The organism is Streptomyces sp. NPDC101165 (genome assembly GCF_044768135.1).
Classification (GTDB): Bacteria; Actinomycetota; Actinomycetes; order Streptomycetales; family Streptomycetaceae; genus Streptomyces.
Genome location: NZ_JBIWPG010000007.1, coordinates 37,537 through 57,722, shown reverse-complemented (window position 1 = coordinate 57,722; position 20,186 = coordinate 37,537). Strand labels below are relative to the sequence as shown.

General features: G+C 71.3%; 17 protein-coding genes. 11 read left to right on the top strand and 6 right to left on the bottom strand.

Annotated features, from left to right (window positions below; all coding sequences use genetic code 11):
* Nucleotides 1-52: 52 nt before the first annotated feature.
* On the top strand, nucleotides 53-1,612 hold the full coding sequence (locus tag ACIRVH_RS16205) for a phytoene desaturase family protein (RefSeq protein WP_403953148.1): 1,560 nt from the start codon (nucleotides 53-55) through the stop codon (nucleotides 1,610-1,612).
* A 61-nt stretch (nucleotides 1,613-1,673) separates the two neighbouring features.
* On the opposite strand, the gene ACIRVH_RS16200 is transcribed toward ACIRVH_RS16205, so the two are convergent.
* Nucleotides 1,674-3,440, bottom strand: a complete 1,767-nt coding sequence (locus tag ACIRVH_RS16200) for a serine hydrolase (protein WP_403953147.1) — start codon at nucleotides 3,438-3,440, stop codon at nucleotides 1,674-1,676.
* Between the two features lie 153 nt (nucleotides 3,441-3,593).
* Between ACIRVH_RS16200 and ACIRVH_RS16195 the strand changes: the two genes are divergently transcribed.
* The 3 genes from ACIRVH_RS16195 to ACIRVH_RS16185 are packed head-to-tail and all read left to right on the top strand — an operon-like array spanning nucleotide 3,594 to nucleotide 7,837.
* Nucleotides 3,594-4,721 carry an NAD(P)H-dependent flavin oxidoreductase gene (locus tag ACIRVH_RS16195; RefSeq protein ID WP_403953145.1) on the top strand — a complete coding sequence of 376 codons (1,128 nt, stop codon included), beginning with the start codon at nucleotides 3,594-3,596 and terminating at the stop codon, nucleotides 4,719-4,721.
* The gene (locus ACIRVH_RS16190) at nucleotides 4,718-6,268 is read left to right on the top strand and encodes an acyl-CoA synthetase (RefSeq protein ID WP_403953142.1); all 1,551 of its coding nucleotides are present in this window, start codon (nucleotides 4,718-4,720) and stop codon (nucleotides 6,266-6,268) included. Before ACIRVH_RS16195 ends, ACIRVH_RS16190 begins: the two co-directional genes overlap by 4 nt.
* Before the next feature lie 42 nt (nucleotides 6,269-6,310).
* A complete protein-coding gene (locus tag ACIRVH_RS16185; RefSeq protein WP_403953140.1) occupies nucleotides 6,311-7,837 on the top strand; it encodes an acyl-CoA synthetase in 1,527 nt (508 codons plus the stop codon).
* A gap of 8 nt (nucleotides 7,838-7,845) precedes the next feature.
* On the opposite strand, the gene ACIRVH_RS16180 is transcribed toward ACIRVH_RS16185, so the two are convergent.
* Genes ACIRVH_RS16180 through paaK form a run of 3 tightly spaced genes read right to left on the bottom strand, consistent with a single transcriptional unit; the run spans nucleotide 7,846 to nucleotide 10,456 of the window.
* Nucleotides 7,846-8,796: a hypothetical protein gene (locus ACIRVH_RS16180; protein ID WP_403953137.1), complete on the bottom strand. Its 951-nt coding sequence runs from the start codon at nucleotides 8,794-8,796 to the stop codon at nucleotides 7,846-7,848.
* 12 nt (nucleotides 8,797-8,808) lie between these two features.
* Entirely contained in the window at nucleotides 8,809-9,111 is a 303-nt protein-coding gene (locus ACIRVH_RS16175) for a hypothetical protein (protein ID WP_403953134.1), read from the bottom strand.
* 49 nt (nucleotides 9,112-9,160) lie between these two features.
* Entirely contained in the window at nucleotides 9,161-10,456 is a 1,296-nt protein-coding gene (gene paaK, locus ACIRVH_RS16170) for a phenylacetate--CoA ligase PaaK (protein ID WP_403953132.1), read from the bottom strand.
* 142 nt (nucleotides 10,457-10,598) lie between these two features.
* Here paaK and ACIRVH_RS16165 point away from each other — a divergent pair, with 142 nt between their 5' ends.
* Both ACIRVH_RS16165 and ACIRVH_RS16160 read left to right on the top strand, forming a co-directional pair.
* Nucleotides 10,599-11,066, top strand: a complete 468-nt coding sequence (locus ACIRVH_RS16165) for a hypothetical protein (protein ID WP_403953129.1) — start codon at nucleotides 10,599-10,601, stop codon at nucleotides 11,064-11,066.
* Between the two features lie 50 nt (nucleotides 11,067-11,116).
* Complete coding sequence (locus ACIRVH_RS16160; protein WP_403953127.1) at nucleotides 11,117-11,989, top strand: alpha/beta fold hydrolase; 873 nt, start codon at nucleotides 11,117-11,119, stop codon at nucleotides 11,987-11,989.
* Here ACIRVH_RS16160 and ACIRVH_RS16155 read toward each other — a convergent pair.
* Together ACIRVH_RS16155 and ACIRVH_RS16150 are read right to left on the bottom strand one after the other, a co-directional pair.
* The gene (locus tag ACIRVH_RS16155) at nucleotides 11,958-13,706 is read right to left on the bottom strand and encodes a sulfatase (RefSeq protein ID WP_403953124.1); all 1,749 of its coding nucleotides are present in this window, start codon (nucleotides 13,704-13,706) and stop codon (nucleotides 11,958-11,960) included. The two genes, ACIRVH_RS16160 and ACIRVH_RS16155, sit on opposite strands and share 32 nt — an antisense overlap.
* Nucleotides 13,707-13,876: 170 nt before the next feature.
* A complete protein-coding gene (locus tag ACIRVH_RS16150; protein ID WP_403953122.1) occupies nucleotides 13,877-15,490 on the bottom strand; it encodes an acyl-CoA synthetase in 1,614 nt (537 codons plus the stop codon).
* 187 nt (nucleotides 15,491-15,677) lie between these two features.
* Here ACIRVH_RS16150 and ACIRVH_RS16145 point away from each other — a divergent pair, with 187 nt between their 5' ends.
* The 5 genes from ACIRVH_RS16145 to ACIRVH_RS16125 all read left to right on the top strand — a co-directional run bounded on the left by ACIRVH_RS16145 (nucleotide 15,678) and on the right by ACIRVH_RS16125 (nucleotide 20,109).
* Complete coding sequence (locus ACIRVH_RS16145; protein WP_403953119.1) at nucleotides 15,678-16,478, top strand: crotonase/enoyl-CoA hydratase family protein; 801 nt, start codon at nucleotides 15,678-15,680, stop codon at nucleotides 16,476-16,478.
* 154 nt (nucleotides 16,479-16,632) lie between these two features.
* Nucleotides 16,633-17,574, top strand: coding sequence for a Zn-ribbon domain-containing OB-fold protein (locus tag ACIRVH_RS16140; RefSeq protein ID WP_403953117.1), 942 nt, complete (start codon nucleotides 16,633-16,635; stop codon nucleotides 17,572-17,574).
* Nucleotides 17,571-18,620, top strand: a complete 1,050-nt coding sequence (locus ACIRVH_RS16135; RefSeq protein ID WP_403953115.1) for a thiolase domain-containing protein — start codon at nucleotides 17,571-17,573, stop codon at nucleotides 18,618-18,620. Before ACIRVH_RS16140 ends, ACIRVH_RS16135 begins: the two co-directional genes overlap by 4 nt.
* Nucleotides 18,617-19,783, top strand: a complete 1,167-nt coding sequence (locus tag ACIRVH_RS16130) for a thiolase domain-containing protein (RefSeq protein WP_403953112.1) — start codon at nucleotides 18,617-18,619, stop codon at nucleotides 19,781-19,783. The genes ACIRVH_RS16135 and ACIRVH_RS16130 overlap by 4 nt, the downstream gene beginning before the upstream one ends.
* An 83-nt stretch (nucleotides 19,784-19,866) precedes the next feature.
* A complete protein-coding gene (locus tag ACIRVH_RS16125) occupies nucleotides 19,867-20,109 on the top strand; it encodes a DUF397 domain-containing protein (RefSeq protein WP_403953110.1) in 243 nt (80 codons plus the stop codon).
* The last annotated feature ends 77 nt before the right edge of the window (nucleotides 20,110-20,186 follow it).

The following is a 20,186-nucleotide window of genomic DNA, read 5'->3' as shown; positions in this document are numbered from 1 at the left end:
CACGTCCGGCACGCCTCTGGCCGACGTAGATCATCACGTGTTACGAAGAACCATGCCTGCCAACGAGGGAACCCGGACGTACGACGCCGTCATCGTCGGCGGCGGCCACAACGGCCTTGTCGCCGCCGCCTACCTGGCCCGGGCCGGCCGCTCCGTGCTGGTGCTGGAACGGCTCGGCAACACCGGCGGCGCCGCCGTCTCCACCCGCCCGTTCGCCGGGGTGGACGCCCGCCTGTCGCGCTACTCCTACCTGGTCAGCCTGCTGCCGTCGAAGATCGTGCGCGATCTCGGTCTCGACTTCCGCGTCCGCGGGCGCACCATCTCCTCGTACACCCCCGTGGAGCGCGACGGCCGGCCCACCGGCCTCCTCGTCGGGGGTGGCGAGCAGCGCACCCGGGAGGCCTTCGCCCGACTGACCGGCGGCGAGCGCGAGTACGACACCTGGGAGCGCTTCTACGGGATGACAGGCCAGGTCGCCCAGCGCGTCTTCCCGACCCTCACCGAGCCCCTGCCCACCCGCGACGAGCTGCGCCGGCGCATCGACGACGACACCGCCTGGCGGGCCCTGTTCGAGGAGCCGATCGGCGTCGCCGTCGAGGAGAACTTCACCGACGACCTGGTCCGGGGCATCGTCCTCACCGACGCGCTGATCGGCACCTTCGCCGACGCCCACGACACCTCCCTGGCCCAGAACCGCTGCTTCCTCTACCACGTCATCGGCGGCGGCACCGGTGCCTGGGACGTGCCCGTCGGCGGCATGGGCGCCCTCACCGACGCCCTGGCCACCGCCGCGCGCGAGGCGGGCGCGGAACTCGTGACCGGACACGAGGCGGTCCGTATCGACACCGACGGCCGCACCGCCGAGGTCACCTACCGCACGGCCGACGGCGAGGGCGTCGCCGCGGCACGGCACGTCCTGGTCAACGCCTCCCCGCAGGAGCTTGCCGTTCTGACGGGGGACTCCGCACCCGAGGCCGCCGAGGGCGCCCAGCTCAAGGTCAACATGCTGCTCACGCGGCTCCCCAAGCTCCGCGACCGGTCCGTCGACCCCCGCGAGGCCTTCGCCGGCACCTTCCACATCGCCGAGGGCTACGAGCAACTGGCCACCGCCCACGCCCAGGCCGCCGCCGGTGAACTCCCCACCGCGCCGCCCTCGGAGATCTACTGCCACTCCCTGACCGACCCCTCGATCCTCGGCCCCGACCTCGCCGAGCGCGGCTACCAGACACTGACCCTGTTCGGCCTGCACACCCCCGCCCGGCTGTTCGCCCGGGACAACGACGCCGTACGCGAGGAGCTGTTGAAGTCCACCCTCGCCCAGCTCGACTCCCACCTCGCCGAACCCCTGGCCGACTGCCTCGCCACGGACGCCGACGGCCGCCCCTGCATCGAGGCCAAGACCCCGCTGGACCTCGAACGCGACCTGCGCCTGCCCGGCGGCAACATCTTCCACCGCGCACTGTCCTGGCCCTACGCCCAGGAGGACACCGGCCGTTGGGGCGTGGAGACCCGGCACGCCAACATCCTGCTGTGCGGCGCGGGCGCGGTGCGCGGGGGAGGGGTGAGCGGGGTGCCGGGGCACAACGCGGCGATGGCGGTGCTGGAGGGGTAGCACGCGGATCCGCCCGCGCCCTGCCGGCCCGGCCGTCCGGTGACCGCCCTGGCGGCGGGCGTCAGTCGGCCGAGGCCGTCCACCCCACCGCCACGATCCGGGCCGCGTCGGCCGGCCGCGTCTCGTCGAACACGACCTCGCCGTCGGCCTCGACGCGCGACGCGTCCACGTAGGCGCCGCGGCCGACGTACAGCCGGTCCGTGGTGTACCGCCAGCGCACGGTCAGTTGCCGGGCGGACGGCAGGCCGGCGGTCAGCCGGTGCCAGACCCGCCCGGACCAGCCGGTCACCGAGCCCGCGGGGTGTTCCTGCGGTTCCGTGCCGTGGCTCGTGGTGGTGAACGGCACCGGCTGCCAGGTGGTGCCCCCGTCCGTCGTGGCCTCCAGGGCGAGGACGTCCGAGGCGGGCTCGATGTCCCACCACAGGGCGCAGCACAGCCGTGCGTCACCGGGCGAGGTGTCGACCGCGGGCAGGGTCAGGGTCGCCGTCGTGGCGTCGGCCGTTCCGGCGAACCAGGCCGTACGACCGCGGGCCGGGCGGACCGGTACGGCGCGGGCCAGACGGGTGCCCGCGGCGACCCGGGGCGCGGATCCCGACCGCCACGTACGCACCGGATGAACGGAGTTGCCCAGCACCACGAGGAAGGAGTCGGTCGTCGGGTCGAGTACCAGCGAGGTGCCGGTGAAGCCGGTGTGGCCCGCGGTGTGCGGGGTGGCCATCGAGCCCATGTACCAGTGCTGGTAGAGCTCGAAGCCGAGACCGTGGTCGTGGCCGGGGAAGGCGGTGTTGAAGTTGGTGAACATCAGGTCCACCGACTCGGGCTCCAGGATGCGTGTACGGCCGTAGCTGCCACGGTCGAGCAGCGTGCGGCCGAGGACCGCGAGGTCCCAGGCGCAGGAGAACACCCCCGCGTGGCCCGCCACCCCACCGAGGCCGAACGCGTTCTCGTCGTGCACCTCGCCCCACACCAGCCCGCGGTCCAGGCCCGACCAGGGAGGGCGGGCGACCTCGGTGGCGGCGATCGCCGGTTTCCAGGACGCGGGCGGGTTGTAGCGGGTGCGGTCCAGGCCGAGCGGAGCGGTGATCTCCTCGCGCAGGAGGACATCGAGGCCGCGGCCGGTGATCTCCTCCAGGACGAGCTGGAGGGAGATCAGGTTGAGATCCGAGTAGAGGTAGACCGTGCCGGGCGGGTTGAGCGGCGTCTCGTTCCAGATGAGACGGAGCTTCTCCTCGCGCGTCGGCGCGTTGTAGAGCGGGATCCAGGCGCGGAAACCCGAGGTGTGGGTGAGGAGTTGGCGGACCGTGATGTCCTGCTTGCCGGCCCGGCCGAAGTCCGGGAGGTACGAGGCGACGGTCGACTCCAGCTCCAGAGTCCCGCGCTCCAACTGCTGCACGGCGAGCAGTGAAGTGAAGAGCTTGGAGACCGAGGCGAGGTCGAAGACGGTGTCCTCGGACATCGGGATCTGCTGGTCGGCCGGGAACTCGATCCCGGTGTCGGTCTTGTCGTCGTATCCCGTGTAGCGCACCGCCATGCCGATCGGCTGGTGCAACGCCACGGTCGCGCCGCGTCCGGCGAGCAGGACGGCGCCCGCGTACCAGGGGTGCTTGGGGGAGGGGCCGAGGAACGCCTCCGCGTCGGTGACGAGCCCGCGCAGGTGCGTGGCCAGGAGTCCGGCCTGTTCCGGGGAGCCGTGCCGCAGGGTGCGGTGGCCGGAGGCGGACGCGGCCTCGGCCGCGCCGGCCGGGAAGCCGGCGAGAGCGAGGGCGCCGCCCAGGGTCAGGGCGCCCAGTTGACGGCGGGTGAGTCCGGTGGCCACCTCATCGGTCATCGTGAAACTGTCCTGTCGCGTGCGGGACGTGTCAACGAGGCATACGCGCCATTCGGGGTGAACATGAGTCCGACGGAGCAAAATCTGCCACGCATCTGACGGAGCATCAGAAAACCTCTTCCGTCGTCCGGAGGACTGCGGCATCCTGCGCCCATGCAGACGGAGCTGAGCAGGAAACTCGGAGTCGAGCACGCCGTCTTCGGCTTCACGCCGTTCCCCGCCGTCGCCGCGGCCATCAGCCGGGCCGGCGGCTTCGGCGTGCTCGGCGCGGTCCGCTACACCGCCCCCGACGACCTCAAACGGGACCTCGACTGGATCGAGGCGCACATCGACGGCAAGCCGTACGGGCTGGACGTCGTGATGCCCGCGAAGAAGGTGGAAGCCCCGGGACATCACACACTGACCGAGGCGGACGTCGAGGCGATGATCCCCGAGGGGCACCGGCAGTTCGTGCGGGACACCCTCGCCAAGCACGGGGTGCCGGAGCTGGCCGAGGGCGAGGCGTCCGGGTGGCGCATCACCGGGTGGATGGAACAGGTCGCCCGCACCCAGCTCGACGTCGCCTTCGACCACCCGATCCGGCTGCTCGCCAACGCCCTCGGCTCCCCGCCCGCCGACGTCGTCGCCCGCGCCCACGACCAGGACGTCCTGGTCGCCGCGCTCGCGGGCAGCGCCCGGCACGCCCGCAAGCACCAGGAGGCGGGCATCGACATCGTCGTGGCCCAGGGCTACGAGGCCGGCGGCCACACCGGCGAGATCGCCTCCATGGTACTCACCCCCGAGGTGGTCGAGGCGGTCGATCCGCTGCCCGTGCTGGCCGCAGGAGGCATCGGCAGCGGACAGCAGGTGGCGGCCGCCCTGAGCCTCGGCGCCCAGGGTGTGTGGCTGGGCTCCATATGGCTGACCACCACAGAAGCGGACCTCCACTCGCCCGCCCTGACCCGCAAGCTCCTCGCCGCCGGGTCCGGCGACACCGTCCGCTCCCGCGCCCTGACCGGGAAGCCCGCCCGTCAGCTGCGCACCGAGTGGACCGACGCCTGGGACGATCCCGCCGGGCCCGGCACGCTGCCCATGCCGCTGCAGGGCCTGCTGGTCGCCGAGGCGGTCTCCCGGATCCAGAAGTACGAGGTCGATCCGCTGCTCGGCACGCCCGTCGGCCAGATCGTCGGCCGGATGACCGGCGAACGCAGCGTCCAGGCCGTCTTCGACGACCTCACCCGCGGCTTCGAGCAGGCCGTCGACCGCATCAACCGCATCGCCGGAAGGAGCGGCCAGTCGTGAGCACATCCCCCACCGGCTTCTGGGCCCAGGCGGCCCAGAACCCCGACCGCACGGTCCTGATCGCCCCCGACGGCGAGCAGTGGACCGCCGGACGCCTGCACGCCGCCGCCAATCGGCTCGTCCACGGGCTGCGTGCAGTGGGCCTCGAACGCGGCGACGCCTTCGCCGTCGTCCTGCCCAACGGCGTCGAGTTCTTCACCGCCTACCTGGCCGCCAGTCAGGCCGGCTTCTACCTCGTCCCGGTCAACCACCACCTGGTCGGCCCCGAGATCGCCTGGATCGTCGCCGACTCCGGCGCCAAGGTGCTCGTCGCCCACGAGCGCTTCGCCGCACCGGCCCGCCACGCCGCCGACGAGGCCGGCCTGCCGGCCACCCACCGCTACGCGGTCGGCGCGGTCGAGGGCTTCCGGCCGTACGCCGAACTCCTCGACAGACAGCCCGGGTCGGCGCCCTCCGACCGGACGCTCGGCTGGGTCATGAACTACACCTCCGGCACGACCGGGCGCCCCCGTGGCATCCGCCGCCCGCTGCCCGGCAAGGCCCCCGAGGAGGCCTACCTCGGCGGCTTCCTCGGCATCTTCGGCATCAGGCCCTTCGACGACAACGTCCACCTCGTCTGCTCGCCGCTCTACCACACGGCCGTCCTCCAGTTCGCGGGCGCGTCCCTGCACATCGGCCACCGTCTGGTGCTCATGGACAAGTGGACCCCGGAGGACATGCTCCGTCTCATCGACGCCCACAAGTGCACCCACACCCATATGGTCCCCACCCAGTTCCACCGCCTCCTGGCCCTCCCGGACGAGGTGAAGGGCCGGTACGACGTCTCGTCCATGCGGCACGCGATCCACGGCGCCGCCCCCTGCCCGGACCATGTGAAGCGGGCCATGATCGACTGGTGGGGGCACTGCGTGGAGGAGTACTACGCGGCCAGCGAGGGCGGCGGAGCCTTCGCCACCGCCGAGGACTGGCTGAAGAAACCCGGAACGGTCGGCAAGGCCTGGCCCATCAGCGAACTCGCCGTCTTCGACGACGACGGCAACCGGCTCCCACCCGGCCAACTGGGCACCGTCTACATGAAGATGAGCACCGGCGGGTTCTCGTACCACAAGGACGAGGACAAGACCCGCAAGAACCGGATCGGCGACTTCTTCACCGTCGGCGACCTCGGCTACCTGGACGAGGACGGCTATCTCTTCCTGCGCGACCGCAAGATCGACATGATCATCTCCGGCGGGGTCAACATCTACCCGGCCGAGATCGAGTCCGCGCTGCTCGCCCACCCCGCCGTCGCCGACGCCGCCGCCTTCGGCATCCCGCACGACGACTGGGGCGAGGAGGTCAAGGCCGTCGTGGAACCCGCTCCCGGGCACGAGCCGGGCCCGGCCCTCGCCGCCGCCCTCCTCGACCACTGCGCGGAGCGGCTCGCCGGCTACAAGCGGCCGAAGAGCGTCGACTTCATCACGGAGATGCCCCGCGACCCCAACGGCAAGCTCTACAAGCGGCGCCTGCGGGACCCGTACTGGGAGGGCCGCACGCGGCTGGTGTGAGGTTCTTGACCTGCGCCTCCGGTGGGCCGAGGATCGGCTGTCATGACGCAGGGACACGGCAGCACGGTCGACGGGGTGCTGCGGCGCAGCGCCCGGCGCACCCCGGCGCGGGTGGCACTGGGGTACGGCGAACGCACCTGGACGTACGAGGAACTCGACACCGCCGTCTCCCGGGCGGCGGGCTTCCTCCGCGCCGAGGGACTCGCCCCCGGCGACCGGGTGGGCGCCTACGGCCACAACTCCGACGCCTACCTGATCGCCTTCCTCGCCTGCGCCCGCGCGGGCCTGGTCCACGTGCCGGTCAACCAGAACCTGACCGGCACCGACCTGGCGTACATCGTCGGCCAGTCGGGCAGCACGCTGGTGCTCGCCGATCCGGACATCGCTGCTCAACTTCCGGACAGCGTGAGGGTGTTGCCCCTGCGGAACTCGGACGACTCCTTCCTCGCCCGGCTGGCCGAGGCGCCCCCGTACGACGGGCCCGAACCACGCACCGAGGACCTGGTGCAGCTGCTGTACACCTCCGGCACCACCGCCCTGCCCAAGGGGGCGATGATGACCCACCGGGCGTTGGTCCACGAGTACCTGAGTGCGATCACCGCCCTCGACCTGAGCGCGGGCGACCGGCCCGTGCACGCGCTGCCGCTCTACCACTCGGCGCAGATGCACGTGTTCCTGCTGCCCTACCTCGCGGTCGGCGCGACCAACATCATCCTGGACGCGCCCGACGGTGACCGCCTCTTCGACCTGGTCGAGGCGGGTCGTGTGGACAGTCTGTTCGCGCCGCCCACCGTCTGGATCGGCCTCGCCGACCGGCCCGACTTCACCACCCGGGACCTGAGCGGCCTGCGCAAGGCCTACTACGGTGCGTCGATCATGCCCGTACCGGTCCTCCGGCGACTCCGCGAACACCTGCCCGGGCTGGCCTTCTTCAACTGTTTCGGGCAGAGCGAGATCGGCCCCCTGGCCACCGTGCTCGGGCCCGACGAGCACGAGGGCCGGCTGGACTCCTGCGGCCGGACCGTCCTGTTCGTGGACGCACGTGTCGTGGACGACAAGGGCGAGGACGTCCCCGACGGCACGCCCGGCGAAATCGTCTACCGCTCACCGCAGTTGTGCGAGGGCTACTGGGACAAGCCCGAGGAGACCGCCGAGGCCTTCCGGGACGGCTGGTTCCACTCCGGCGACCTCGCGGTGCGCGACCCGGACGGCTACTTCACCGTCGTCGACCGGGTGAAGGACGTCATCAACTCCGGTGGCGTCCTGGTGGCTTCACGCCAGGTCGAGGACGCCCTCTACACCCACGGATCCGTCGTCGAGACCGCCGTGATCGGCCTGCCCGACGAGCGGTGGATCGAGGCCGTCACGGCGGTCGTCGTTCCACGCGGCGAGGTGACGGAGACTCAGCTCATCGCGCACGTACGGGAGAAGCTCCCCTCCTTCAAGGCGCCCAAGCGGGTCCTGTTCGTGGACCGGCTGCCGCGCAACGCCAGCGGGAAGATCCTGAAGCGGGAACTGCGGGACCGGTTCAGCGGCCAGGACGACGGTGCTTCGACCAGCGGTCGCTGACGCCGTGTTCAGGGGCCGTCGGGCACGAGGTTGTTCGTGCTGAGGAGGTTGCCGCCGACCGGAACGCCGATCGACCTGCGCAGGTCTCCGATGCCCGGATCGCGGACGGACACGGTCAGGGCGTAGGCCGGCTGCCCGGTCATGGTGTTCGAGGAGTCGACCGGCGGCTGGAGCCCCTTCCACACCGCGTTGCCGTCGTAGCCGGGGCACAGGGCCTGTGCCGGCAGCGTGATCTCGCCGCTGCCGCCGCCGGTCAGGTCGATGCGTGTCGTGTCCTGACGGCCGGTCTTCCTGGGGGAGTTCCAGGTGACAGGGAGGCCGTGTGCGCCGGCGACCAGTCCGTCCTGGCCCTCGATCTCCACCGCGACTCCCTCCCCGCCCAGGGTCCGGGACACCACGAGGGACACCTTCGGGCCTTGAGCGAAGAGCAGCCCGATGTGGAAACTGGCGACGTCGCGGTCGGGCTGCGCATAGCCGTAGGAGCCGAGTTCGAGCTGCGGGCCGGGGCGTGGGGTGCCCTGAGGCGCGGGTGAGGAGGCGGCTGCGGGGAGCGGGAAGCGGTGGTAGCCCTTGGTGCCGCACCGATCGCCGTCGGAGGTCCCGCCTCCCGGCAGTGCGACGGCTTTGGCCGGGCCGGACGAAGGCGGTCTGTCCCACGACAACAGGCCCTGCTGGTAGGCGCCCGCGAGCACGACGGCCGCCACGGCCATCCACGGGATCACCGCACCCGCCCTGTTGCGGAACACACGCCCCTTCGAGCTCCGGCCCTTCCGCTCTGCCCCGAGTACGTTGCGGAACCTCCGGTTCGCCCTCCTGGCCCGTGCCGACGGCTTCTTCGGCGCGGCGGCGCCGTCGCCTTCGGCGGAGTCCCGCAGGAACGTCGCCCACTGCTCGTCGGATATGGAGGAGTGGTTCTCCGGTCCCCCGTCGGATCCTTCGGGGGGCTGGACGTCGCTCACGGGGCGAACCCTTCACTGGCGTGGGGCTCGGCCCCGGATGTTTCCGTCATGATGCCGTACCTGTCCGACCGAACCCTCCAGGCAGCAGGGCCTCGGCGAGCAGGCGCCACTGCGGCAGCGCCGAGGTGCCCGGCTGAAGTCGTCGTCCGTGTAGCCGAGCCTGCGGAACTTCGCCAGGTTGTACGGGGTGTTGAGGTAGCCGTGCAGGTGCTCGCGCGCGAGGGTCCGGGCCCGGTCGGGGTCGGTCTCGAAGAGCACCGCGTGCTCGACCGCCAGGAAGGGCCGGACGTCACCCGAGGCGGCCGAAGCCTCCAAGGGTGCCGTGCCGGTCAGGCCCGTGCCGGTCAGGCCCGTCCCGTGACCGCTAGCGCGGCCGCAGGTCCATGATCCGGCGGATCTTGCCCACGGACCGCTCCAGCGACTCCGGCTCCACGATCTCCACGTCCACGGAGACGCCGACACCGTCCTTCACGGCCGCGGCGATGGACAGGGCCGCCGCCTCCCGCGTCTCGGGCGTGGCGCCCGGGCGGGCCTCGGCGCGTACGGTGAGCGCGTCGAGGCGGCCCTCGCGGGTGAGGCGCAGCTGGAAGTGCGGGGCCACGCCGGGGGTGCGCAGCACGATCTCCTCGATCTGGGTCGGGAACAGGTTGACCCCGCGCAGGATCACCATGTCGTCGCTGCGCCCGGTGATCTTCTCCATGCGCCGGAACACCCGGGCCGTGCCGGGCAGCAGCCGGGTCAGGTCCCGGGTCCGGTACCGGACGATCGGCATGGCCTCCTTGGTGAGCGAGGTGAACACCAGCTCGCCCTGCTCGCCCTCCGGCAGCACCTCACCCGTGATCGGATCGACGATCTCCGGGTAGAAGTGGTCCTCCCACACATGGAGCCCGTCCTTGGTCTCCACGCACTCCTGGGCGACCCCCGGACCGATCACCTCGGACAACCCGTATATGTCGACGGCGTCGATCGCGAACCGCTCCTCGATCTCCCGCCGCATCTGCTCGGTCCAGGGCTCGGCGCCGAAGACGCCCACCCGCAGCGAGGTGCTCCGCGGATCCACGCCCTGCCGCTCGAACTCGTCCAGCAGCGTGAGCATGTACGACGGGGTGACCATAATGATGCCGGGCTCGAGGTCCCGGATCAGCTGGACCTGGCGCGCCGTCATGCCGCCGGACGCCGGGATGACCGTACAGCCGAGCCGCTCGGCACCGTAGTGGGCGCCCAGCCCCCCGGTGAACAGCCCGTAGCCGTACGCCACATGCACGGTGTCACCGGGGCGCCCGCCCGCGGCCCGGATGGAACGCGCCACCATGTCGGCCCACATGGAAAGGTCGTTCTCCGTGTAGCCGACCACCGTGGGCAGTCCGGTGGTGCCACTGGAGGCATGGAGGCGGCGGATACGGTCGCGGGGCACGGCGAACATGCCGTACGGGTAGTGCTCCCGAAGGTCGGCCTTGGTGGTGAAGGGGAAGTGCGCCAGGTCGGCCAGCGAACGGCAGTCCTCCGGACGGACGCCGGCCTTGTCGAAGGACTCCCGGTAGAAGGGCACGTTGTCGTAGGCGTGCCGCAGCGAGGCGCGCAGCCGCTCCAGCTGGAGCGCCCGCAACTCCTCGGGCCCGAGCTTCTCGCCCGCATCCAGCAGGTCCGTCGCATCCGCCATCGGGACTTCTCCCTCGTCAGCCATACATTCCGGACGACCGATCATTCGGTCGACCCTCCGGGGTCAGTAAATTCAGACCATCCACCTCCAGGCAAGAGGCCGGCTCGGATTTTCCCGACAGGACGGCGCGGAAAATGGGCGCGTGGACCTACGACGCGAACTGCTGCCCCCGCCCGTGCCGGCCGAGCGGCTGGCGGAGCTGGGCGAGGAGATCGAGCGGATCGAGAGGCTGCTGTGCGAGGACGCGGAGGCTGGGCGCCGGGCGGTCGACGCCTTCAACGCGGCAACTGGGTGCGCGTACGAGCCGTCGGCCTTCCTCTGCCGGTCAGCATCCCGTGACCTGGAGGAGTTCGCTCTGGAGGCCGCCCGGCCGACCCGGCCACGCGTCCCGGACGTCACCCGCGAGGAACTCACCGAGATCGTCCGCCGGATCCTGGCCGGATGCGCATCGGGAGACCCCGATACCGACTACTACCTGTCGGTGTTGCAGACCAACGTCGCTCATCCTCGGGCCGCCAACCTGCTCTTCCACCCGCCTGCCCACTTGGCGGACGCCTCGCCGGGGCGGATCGTGGAGGAGCTGCTGGCCTACCGGCCCATCGCCCTGTGAGCGGGCATCAGCGTTGCGGCCCGGCGGTCCGGACCTGGATGATCATCGGCATGCCGACCTTCAGTGCAGCCGACGGAACCCAGCTCTCCTACCACCTCAGGGGTGAGGGCGAGGCGCTCGCTGTCCTGCCCGGCGGGCCCATGCGTGCCTCCGTCTATCTCGGGGAACTGGGCGGGCTTGCCGCGCACCGGCGCCTGGCCCTGCTCGATCTGCGGGGGACCGGGGATTCCGGGGTGCCGGGCGACCCGGCGACGTACCGCTGTGACCGGCTGGTGGACGACGTCGAGGTGTGGCGGGCCCACATGGGGCTGGAGCACATGGATCTGCTGGCTCACTCGGCGGCCGGCAGTCTCGCGATGCTCTACGCGGCCCGCTACCCCCACCGGATACGGCGGCTCGTGCTGATCACCCCGAATCCCTCGGCCCTCGGGATGCGGGCGACACCCGAGGACCGGCTGGCCGCGGCCCGGCTGCGGGCCGGTGAGCCGTGGTTCGCGGAGGCGTTTCCCGCGTTCGAGGCGTGGCTGACGGGGGAGGGCGACTTCGACGAGGTCTTCATGCCGTTCTTCTACAGCCGCTGGGACGACGCCGCCCGCACGCATGACGCTGCCGCGGACGAGCAGACCAACGACGAGGCCGCGGACCGGTACTTCGGCGAGGGAGCCTTCACCCCGGACGCCACCCGGGCCGCGCTCGCCGACCTGACCGCCCCGGTTCTGGTGTACGCGGGCGGACTGGACGGCGGCCCCCGCCCCGACCTCGCCCGCCGCACCGCCGAGGCCTTCCCGAACGCCGAGGTCACCGTCCAGCCCGGCGCCGGCCACTACCCGTGGCTGGACGACCCGGGGCACTTCGTCCGCCGCACCCTCGCCTTCCTCGACGGGGACAGGGTCAGCCCTGCTGCGGGCCGTACGCCCGCATGAAGCGGTCGCGGAACTTGTTCATGGGCCAGATCGGAGCGTCCGCCGCCGGCTTCAGGCCCGCCGTCCAGCCCCAGCCGGAGACACGGTCCAGCACCTTCGGGTCGTGGGCGACGATGGTGACGGGCACGTCCTTGCGGGGGCTGCCCGCGGTGACCGTCGGCACCGGCTGGTGGTCGCCCAGGAAGACCAGGACCGTGTTCTCGTCGCCGTAGCGCTGCACGAACTCGACGAGGCTGTGCAGGGAGTACTCGATGGCGTTCCGGTACTCGGTGCGCACGCTCTCGGGGTTCTTCCAGACCTCCTTCGGGTCCTTGCCCTCCTTCTTGATGCGGTGGAAGACCGAGCCGTCGCCGAGGTCCTTCCAGTCGATCATGTGGGCGACGGGCGCCCAGGGGTTGTGGCTGGAGGCGAGGATGATCTCCGCCATCAGCGGCCCCCGGTCCTTCTTGCCGAACTCCAGCCGGTTGAAGGCCTCCAGGCTGAACTGGTCCGGCACGGGCGTCCAGCTGAAGTAGGGGCCGTCGTAGCCGAGGTGCGTGGAGTCGTAGATGTGGTCCAGGCCGAAGAACCGGCCCTCCGGCCAGGCGTACCGCACACCCGGCACCACGCCGACCGTGCGCCAGGCACCGGTCTCACGGAAGTACTTGGTGAGGGTCATCCGGTCGCTGGCGGTGACGGTCCGGTACCGCTGCTGGTTCTTGACCCACAGGCCGGACAGGAACGTCGTGTGGCACAGCCAGCTGCCCGCGCCCGTCACCGGGGAGCGGAGCCAGCCGCTGCGGGCCTCGAATCCCGCCGCCTTCAGGGAGGCCGTGCCCTCCTTCAGCACGGTACCGATCCGCGGCGCCATCGCCGGGTCCTCGATCGCCGTACGGCCGTAGCTCTCGATGAAGGTGAACAGGACGTCCTTGCCGCGCAGGCCGGTCAGCAACCGGTCGCGCGGTGTGCCGGCGAAGGCGTCGACGGCGGCCTCCTCGCGGAAGACCCGGGCATCCGCGAGGCCGGCCCGCACCTGCTCGACCCGGTTGTCCACGATGACGGCGTTGATCTTGGAGGCGATCGGCACGTCGCCGATCTGCAGGCTGAGCGTGACACAGGTGATCCACGCGGTGCCCAGCACCAGGGTGCTGCGGGTGGCCACTTGGCGGTGCCGGACCATCAGACCGGTCAGCCGGACCGTGGCGAGCGTGGTCAGGAGGAGGACCGCGACGGCGAGGAGCAGTGCGCCGGTGACGGCGAGCAGCTGGCCGGTCCGGCCCAGCGACTCCCGCAGGAAGTCCGCCGCGTCGCCCAGCAGGCCCCAGTCCATCACCAGGTTGAACGGCCGGACCAGCACCGTGTAGAAGCCCATGTCGACGCACTTGAGGATGGTCAGCAGACCGAGCAGCAGGCCCGTGACCACCGCCGCGACCCGTCGGCCCCGGTGCGGCAGCACCAGGAGCAGACCGGCCAGCAGGATCCCCTCCGCGGGAATGCGCAGGAACGTGAGGAAGGTCAGCCCGTCGAGCCGGTTCGGCAACAGCAGCGCGCCCAGCACGAGGACGGCCGCGAGGACCGTCGTCCCCACGCTCACCCCGCGCGCGACCCGTGGGTGGCGCAGGCGCCAGCCGAACCAGCCGGGGCGGGCGCCCGCCGGGGAGTCCCGCCGGGTGTCCTCCCCGCTCCCCTCGTCATCGGTGTCCGACCCCGCTCTGGGATCCGGCAGTTGACGAGGCATGAGGTGCGACACCCGAAGGTCCTTCCGTGCGTGGCCCGGTCGCGGCTGCGACGAGCCGGAACCAGCAGGCCGACGCCGTCATCACCCGTACGGCCGACCGTCACCGTTCGTTCAACGTGGCGCACAGGGTACGCGTCCCCAGGTGCACGGCAACGGTGGGACACCCCTCCCTAGCGGTCCGCGGCCACCGCCACCTCCCGCGCCCACCGATAGTCCGCCTTGCCGCTCGGCGAGCGCTGGATGGAGTCCGTGATCACCAGCTGGCGCGGGATCTTGTAGCCGGCCAGCCGGGTGCGGCAGTGGTCCTGGATGTCGGTCAGCGAGGGGTGCCGGGCTCCCTCGCGCAGTTGCACCACGGCGGCCACATGGTTGCCCCACGTGGCGTCCGGCACCCCGGCGACCAGCGCGTCGTACACGTCCGGATGGGCCTTGAGGGCCTGCTCGACCTCCTCCGGGTACACCTTCTCGCCCCCGGTGTTGATGCACTGCGAGCCCCGGCCGAGGACGGTGACCACGCCCTCCTCGTCCACCGTCGCCATGTCGCCGAGCAGTACCCAGCGCTTCCCGCCCTTCGCGAAGAACGTCTCGGCGGTCTTGCGCGGGTCGTTGTAGTAGCCGAGCGGCACATGGCCGCACTGTGCGACCCGGCCGATCTCGCCGACCGCCACCGGCTCGTGCGTCGCCAAATCCACCACCTGGGTACGGGAGTTGACCCGGATGCGAAAACCCCGCTCGGGTCCCGAGTCGTCCGTCGCCGTACCGTTGAAGCCGGACTCGGAGGAGCCGAAGTTGTTCAGCAGCAGGGCGTTCGGGACCAGTTCCCGGAACTGTTGGCGCACGGTCTCCGACATGATCGCGCCCGACGAGGACACGCTGAACAGCGCCGAGCAGTCCGTGTCCTTCATCGGTCCGCCGAGCGCGTCGATCAGCGGCCGGAGCATCGCGTCGCCGACCAGCGACATGCTGGTGACCTTCTCCCTCTCGACGGTCCGCAGCACCTCCTCCGGCACGAACTTGCGGTGCAGGACGACCCGTTGGCCGAAGTTGAAGCCGATGAACGCGGTGAGGGTGGACGTGCCGTGCATCAGCGGGGGAGTGGGGAAGAAGGTGATCCCATACCCGCCCGCGGCCACCCGCTCGGCCAGCTCCTCCGGGCTCTTCACCGGCTCACCCGTCGGCGCCCCGCCGCCCAGACCCGCGAAGAACAGGTCCTCCTGGCGCCACATCACCCCCTTGGGCATGCCGGTCGTGCCGCCCGTGTAGATGATGAACTGGTCGTCGCCCGACCTGACGGGAAAGCCCCGTTCGGGCGAACCGGACACCTCCGCCTCGGTGAACGGGACCGCGCCGGGCACCGGCGAGGACGAATCCCCCACCCGCAGCAGGTGCCGCAGCTTCTGCGCCCGTGGCAGCGCCGCCGCCACCCGGTCGCCGAACTCCCCGTCGAAGGCCAGCGCGACCAGATCCGCGTCCCGGTAGAGGTAGACCAACTCCTCCTCGACGTAGCGGTAGTTGACGTTGACCGGGACGACCCGGGCCTTCATGCAGGCCAGGACCGTCTGCAGGTACTCGACGCCGTTGTAGAGGTGGAGGCCCAGATGCTCCCCGGGGCGTATCCCGGTGTCGATCAGGTGGTGGGCGATGCGGTTGGCGGCCGCGTCCAGCTCCGCGTAGGTCAGGCGGCGTTCCGCGCCGGTGCCGGGATGGTCGAGGTACACGAGAGCCTCGCGGTCGGGTACCACGTCGACGACCGACTCGAAAAGATCGGCAAGGTTGTACTCCACCGCTCCTCCTGACCTCCGACGGCCTGGCGATCCACCGGTTCGCCGGTCATCAGAGCAAAGGGCGCGGCAACTGTGAAGGGTCCGCGCGAAGAAATCTGACTGTCTGTCAGAAAACCCGCGAAGTTCCCTTGAAGTGCCTCCCCGCCTACTGCAACCTGTTCTCGTTCCAACCGAGGGGAGATGGGCAATGGGTGGGACGGAACACCTCACCGTGCAGCGCGAAGGCGCCACACTGGTGCTCACGCTCAACAGGCCCGAAGCGAAGAACGCACTCTCGCTTCCCATGCTCGTCGGCCTGTACGACGGCTGGGCCGAGGCCGACGAGGACGACACGATCCGCTCGATCGTGCTCACCGGGGCCGGAGGCGCCTTCTGCGCCGGCATGGACCTCAAGGCGCTGGCCGGGGACGGCATGGCGGGGCAGCACTACCGCGACCGGCTCAAGGCCGATCCCGACCTGCACTGGAAGGCCATGCTGCGCCACCACCGCCCCCGCAAACCGGTGATCGCCGCCGTCGAGGGGTACTGCGTGGCCGGCGGCACCGAGATCCTCCAGGGCACCGACATCCGGGTCGCGGGCGAGTCCGCGACCTTCGGCCTGTTCGAGGTCCGGCGCGGCCTGTTCCCCATCGGCGGCTCGACCGTCCGGCTGCAGCGCCAGATCCCGCGCACCCACGCCCTGGAGATGCTGCTCACCGGACGGCCGTACAGCGCGGAGGAGGCGGCCGCCATCGGGCTCATCGGGCATGTCGTCCCCGACGGCACCGCACTCGCCAGGGCGCTGGAGATCGCCGAGCAGGTCAACGCCTGCGGACCGCTCGCCGTGGAGGCCGTCAAGGCGTCGGTGTACGAGACCGGCGAGATGACCGAGACCGACGGACTTGCCGCCGAACTCGCCCGTGGCTGGCCGGTCTTCGACACCGCCGACGCCAAGGAGGGCGCCCGCGCCTTCGCGGAGAAGCGGCCCCCCATCTACAAGCGCGCCTAGGTCCCGCCGGGCGGGCGGCCGACGGGTGCCGTCCGCGGGACCGCGGGCCGCCGCGGCGGGTCGGGCCCCGCGGCGGAGCCGCACCTCGGCACAGCCCCACCGGCCGCTCAGCCCCCGGCCCCAGCACGCCGACCTCCGAAGGAGGCAGCTCCCGATGCCCGAAGTCCTCAAAGCCCCGCTCGTCGTCGAGTTTCCCTTCACCCGCTCGCTCGGCCCCGTCCAGAGCGCCTTCCTCACCGGACTGCGCGAACGCGTCGTCCTCGGGGTGAGGACCACCGACGGGCGCACGCTCGTCCCACCCGTCGAGTACGACCCCGTCACCGCCGACGAGATCCGCGACCTGGTGGAGGTCGCCGCCACAGGCACGGTCACCACCTGGGCCTGGAACCACGAGCCCCGCCGGGGCCAGCCCCTCGACACGCCCTTCGCCTGGGTCCTGGTCCGGCTCGACGGCGCCGACACCGCCCTGCTGCACGCCCTGGACGCCCCCGGACCCGAGGCCGTGCACACCGGCATGCGGGTGCGGATCCGCTGGGCCGGGGAACGCACCGGCGCCATCACCGACATCGCCTGCTTCGAACCGTACGACGGCGAACCGGACCGACCGGGCGGCCACACCGGCGAGTTCGAGAGCCCGCTCACCGGGATCATCGCCCACGCCCGCCTCGACTACACCTACTCGCCCGGCCGCGCCCAGACCGACTACATCAGAGCCCTCTCCGAACAGCGGTCCGTCGGCGAGCGCTGCCCCTCCTGCCGCAAGGTGTACATCCCGCCGAGGGGTGCGTGCCCCACATGTGGCCTGGCCACATCAGAACACGTCGAGGTGGGTCCCCGCGGCACGGTCACCACGTTCTGCATCGTGAACATCAAGGCGAAGAACCTCGACATCGAGGTGCCCTACGTCTACGCGCACATCGCCCTCGACGGCGCCGACCTGGCCCTGCACGCCCGTATCGGCGGGATCCCCTACGACGAGGTGCGCATGGGCCTGAGGGTCGAGCCGGTGTGGACACCCGGAGCGCGCTACCCCGATCACTACCGCCCGACCGGCGAACCGGACGCCGACTACGACACCTACAAGGAGCTGCTGTGACACGGGAGATCGCGGTCGTCGCCTTCGCCCAGACCGACCACCGGCGCTCCACCGAGGAGTCCTCCGAGGTCGAGATGCTCATGCCGGTGCTGCACCAGGTGCTGGCCCGGACCGGGCTCAAGACCGCCGACATCGGCTTCACCTGCTCCGGCTCCAGCGACTACCTCGCCGGCCGGGCCTTCTCCTTCACCCTCGCCCTCGACGGCGTCGGCGCCTGGCCGCCCATCTCCGAGTCGCACGTCGAGATGGACGGCGCCTGGGCACTGTACGAGGCATGGACCAAGCTGATGACGGGAGACGCCGACACCGCCCTGGTGTACTCCTACGGCAAGTCCTCTCCCGGATCCGTACGAGACGTCCTGACCCGCCAGTTGGACCCGTACTACGTGGCGCCCCTCTGGCCGGACTCGGTCGCGCTGGCCGCCCTCCAGGCGCAGGCGCTCGTCGACGCGGGGGAGACGGACGAGGCCGCCCTCGCCGCGATCGGGACGCGGAGCCGCGCGTCCGCCAGCGCCAACTCCCATGCACAGCTCAGGGCTTCGGTCCCGCAGGGCGACTACGTCGTACGCCCCCTGCGCACCGGCGACTGCCCGCCCGTCGGCGACGGGGCCGCCGCCGTGATCCTCGCGGCGGGGGAGCGGGCCCGCGAGCTGTGCGAACGGCCCGCCTGGATACGGGGCATCGACCACCGCATCGAGGCGCACTCCCTGGGCGTGCGCGACCTCACCGACTCGCCCTCCGCACGACTGGCCGCCGAGAAGGCCGGGGCCTTCGAGCGACCCGTCGACACAGCGGAGTTGCACGCACCGTTCACCGCACAGGAGGTCGTGCTGCGCAAGGCGTTCCGGCTGGACGAGAGCGTCCGCGTCAATCCCTCCGGGGGCGCGCTCGCCGCGAACCCGGTCATGGCCGCCGGACTCATCCGCATCGGCGAGGCCGCCGCCCGCATCCACCGCGGCGAGTCCGACCGGGCCCTCGCCCACGCCACCTCCGGACCCTGCCTGCAGCAGAACCTGGTCGCCGTACTCGAAGGGGATCCGCGATGAGCAAGGAGGCCGTGGCCGTCGTAGGAGTCGGCCAGACCAAGCACGTGGCCGCCCGCCGGGACGTGTCGATCGCCGGACTCGTCCGCGAGGCGGCCGGACGGGCCCTCCAGGACGCCGAGTTGACCTGGGCCGACATCGACGCCGTCGTCATCGGCAAGGCGCCCGACTTCTTCGAGGGCGTCATGATGCCCGAGCTGTACCTCGCCGACGCCCTCGGCGCGGTCGGCAAGCCCATGCTGCGGGTGCACACCGCCGGCTCGGTCGGCGGATCCACCGCCCTCGTGGCCGCCAACCTGGTGGCGGCCCGCGTCCACGGCACCGTGCTCACCCTCGCCTTCGAAAAGCAGTCCGAGTCCAACGCCATGTGGGGCCTGTCCCTGCCCATCCCCTTCCAGCAGCCCCTGCTCGCCGGGGCGGGCGGATTCTTCGCCCCGCACGTACGCGCGTACAAGCGGCGCAGCGGCGCCCCCGACACCGTCGGCTCCCTCGTCGCCTACAAGGACCGGCGCAACGCCCTGAAGAACCCCTACGCCCACCTCCACGAGCACGACATCACCCTGGAGAAGGTCCAGGCCTCGCCCATGCTGTGGGACCCGATCCGCTACTCGGAGACCTGCCCGTCCTCCGACGGCGCCTGTGCCATGGTCCTCACCGACCGCGCCGGAGCCGCCCGTGCGCCCCGGCCGCCCGCCTGGATGCTCGGCGGCGCCATGCGCAGCGAGCCGACCCTGTTCGCGGGCAAGGACTTCGTCTCCCCGCAGGCCGGCAAGGACTGCGCCGCAGACGTCTACCGGCAGGCAGGCATCGCCGACCCGCGCCGGGACATCGACGCCGTCGAGATGTACGTGCCGTTCTCCTGGTACGAGCCCATGTGGCTGGAGAACCTCGGTTTCGCCGAGGAGGGCGGCGGCTGGAAGCTCACCGAGTCCGGGGTGACCGAGCTGGACGGGGACCTGCCCGTCAACATGTCGGGCGGAGTGCTCTCCACCAACCCCATCGGCGCCTCCGGCATGATCCGCTTCGCCGAGGCCGCCCTCCAGGTACGCGGCCAGGCCGGAGAACACCAGGTGGAACGGGCCCGGAAGGTGCTCGGCCACGCCTACGGCGGCGGTTCGCAGTTCTTCTCCATGTGGCTCGTCGGATCCGAGCCCCCCGACTCCTGAAAGGTCCCTCCCGACACGGCCTGTCCGCCGTGGGAAGCGGTCGCTAGGCTGACCGCGGACGACGAACCGGGAGGAGCACGGACGTGGCCGAGACCACCACCCAGCAGCAGCCGCTCGTGGGCTGGCACAAGCCGGAGCTGGACCTCAGCAGGGCCGAGTGGCAGTCCAGCAGCCGAGGGCTGGGCGATGTCCAGATCGCCTTTGTCGAGGGCTTCATCGCCATGCGCAACGGCGAACGCCCGGAAAGCCCTTCCCTGATCTTCACCCCCGCCGAGTGGGGTGCCTTCGTCTCCGGGGCACGGGAAGGCGAGTTCGACCTGACCTGAGTGCCCTCGTGCCGCGAGCCGAACCGGGGAGTGTTCGGCGCGGATTTCCGGACACGCGATACACAGCGCCCTGTCGG